We start from the raw sequence: 2215 nt of genomic DNA, 5'->3' as shown, positions 1-2215 counted from the left end.
GCTGCAACCTCGGCCCAGATGACATTGAGGTCTACGCCGTCGGCGGTAACGTTGACCAATACGTCGCCTTCGGTGGCGTAACCGCCTTCAGCACCATACGGCAACAGATGCAAAAGTGACTGTAAGTCAGTCGGATTGATTCGAGAAGTTGTGAGAGCACTCATTGTGCGAGCCTTTCCTGGTCGATTGGAAACACCAGGCTCGCAAGCGCGGCGGGACTGAAAGGTATCTCAGCCGCGCCTGCGCTAGGTGCCGACTCGCGCCGTAACAGGAACTTACGCGGCCAAATCCGCCGCCCGCTGAAACACGTTATACCCCATCGTGATCCGGCACGCAGCATCCAACGTCAAGGCGGACAGGCGGGCTGGCGTGGGCTATCATGGGCACCAGCGGCCTTGCACTACAGGCCATTTCGCAAAGCAACGCCTGGAAGCACATTACAGCCATGACACGAACCGCGTCTTTCGCCCAGTACCTCGACTTACAAGAGGCCGTGAGGTACCTAAACTCGCTAGGGTTTACTGCGGCCACGGTTGAGACGGTCAAGTACCACGCTTACTACACCGGCAAGCTTCCCCGCCCGAAGATCCTTGGTCGCAAAGCGCATTGGAGCCGGGAAGCGCTGGACGCCTTGGTCGAGGCTCTGTGATGACTCGGCTACCCGTAGCACAGCTGGTTTCGATTGACTGGGAGCCGGGACTTACGCGGTATGACGTGCTATGTCCGTATTGCAATGCGGTGCATCACCATCGGTGGCTTGGAACCGACACCAGGTTTGCATTGACGGCACCGTGTTCCTGTGCGCGACGGTACCGCGTGGACCTAAGCGGTTTTGTGGCAGCCGGACAGCCGAAACGTGATGTGTCGCAACCGCACATTGTGACCCCGCAACCGGGCGGGCAATCCTGCCGCGATGACAACGCCATGCATGAGTACGAAAACAACTGGACAGAGTGAAAGGAACGGCACGCATGCTCGACGATGAAGAGTTCGATCCCGATCTACAGGACCGCCTTAATGCCGCTATGCAGGCAGGCGCAGACGCGTCGGGCATACCCTGGCAACCCTTTACGGACGAGCAGAAGCGTGAGGCAGCGGCTTACGCAGAGGCCATGGCAGCCGTTTCCGCAATGAACATTTGTGGCGTGCTAGACGAACACGGCGAATATTCTCCAATGAAGGAGTATGACACCCACGACATCCGTCAACCTGAGACTCGCAAGCTAATTCCGCAGGGCGACATGATTTTGCAGATGCTGGCCGCTGACAGATACAAGCGCTATCTGGATGCCTGCCGGGAAGATAATGAACGGCTACTCGACACGCGCAGAGCGCCGGGCTACGACGAAGCGGACCCGCTCACTGCCACCCGGCTGTACGTCCTGACAGATCGCCCTGAATACCAGGTGGCCCTGGAGACTCCTTACGACTGGCAGGGCTATCTCCGCGAAGCGCTCGGCTACCGCTACAACTGTGACGTTCACTTGCTGCACAGCTGCTATGACCGCCAGGCCACCCCGGCCATGAAAACGCTGGTGTACAAGCGCGGCGAGCATGTGTTCGCGTGGAAAATCTGTGCCGCGTGCCTGGACGCGTTGAGCTGGATTCGTTACGGCGACGCCAAGTATTCGGGTCCGGTCAATAAGTGGATCGATACCGGCAAGCGCCGCCCGTCGCCGCCCCCGGTGGATTGGTGATGTTCGAGAGGCAAAAGATTGTGCAACTGCACAATCAGGGCTACTGCACGGCCTACATCAGCATCCGCCTAGGTATGCCACGCGATTACGTGCGCGCTGTGCTGGCAAAGCATGCCGCGCTTGCGGCAATTGCCGCCATGAAGCCAGAAGCTTTGCGTGCAGCTCGTCGCACCAAGGCCGAGGACAAGCGCGCGAGAGCCCTACGGCTGCTAGAAGAAGCCGACTCCGTGTTGGAGGGATGAAGTGTCCCTATCGTTTCCTGACGCAACCGGCCTGGACGTGTTCGACGCGGCCATGGAATACGCCGCAAACGGTATCCCGGTGGCTCCGTTTGACCCTCACAAGGGGAAGGGCAAATCGTGCTGGAACCTAGTCGGGTACAGAGAAGTGACTACGAGCACTGACGTGCTCTGTGGATGGAGAGAACGGTTCGGACCCTTTACGGCTCTTGCCACCAGTCCTGGCCAGTTTGGCTGTGTGGTGATCGACGTTGATCGGCCGCGCTCCACTCCCCGGCA

The 2215-nt window shown here is 59.3% G+C and carries 3 protein-coding genes; all 3 read left to right on the top strand.

From position 1 onward, the window contains the following. The first annotated feature begins 445 nt into the window (after positions 1-445). Complete coding sequence (locus A5791_RS05680) at positions 446-649, top strand: hypothetical protein (protein WP_067232515.1); 204 nt, start codon at positions 446-448, stop codon at positions 647-649. Between the two features lie 322 nt (positions 650-971). Then, positions 972-1697 (top strand): hypothetical protein, encoded by a 726-nt coding sequence (locus A5791_RS05675; protein ID WP_067232513.1) that lies wholly within the window; start codon positions 972-974, stop codon positions 1695-1697. Then, positions 1697-1939, top strand: coding sequence for a hypothetical protein (locus tag A5791_RS05670; protein WP_067232510.1), 243 nt, complete (start codon positions 1697-1699; stop codon positions 1937-1939). The genes A5791_RS05675 and A5791_RS05670 overlap by 1 nt, the downstream gene beginning before the upstream one ends. Positions 1940-2215 lie beyond the last annotated feature (276 nt).

This window comes from Mycobacterium sp. 852002-51163_SCH5372311 (genome assembly GCF_001667115.1).
GTDB lineage: Bacteria > Actinomycetota > Actinomycetes > Mycobacteriales > Mycobacteriaceae > Mycobacterium.
Note: the sequence above shows the minus strand (reverse complement) of the source record. Positions and strands in the feature narration are given on the sequence as shown.

What these genes read in the sequence shown, in the direction of transcription:
- A5791_RS05670 (WP_067232510.1), top strand. Translation starts at nt 1,697, where the DNA reads ATGTTCGAGAGGCAAAAGATTGTGCAACTGCACAATCAGGGCTACTGC.
- A5791_RS05675 (WP_067232513.1), top strand. Translation starts at nt 972, where the DNA reads ATGCTCGACGATGAAGAGTTCGATCCCGATCTACAGGACCGCCTTAAT.
- A5791_RS05680 (WP_067232515.1), top strand. Translation starts at nt 446, where the DNA reads ATGACACGAACCGCGTCTTTCGCCCAGTACCTCGACTTACAAGAGGCC.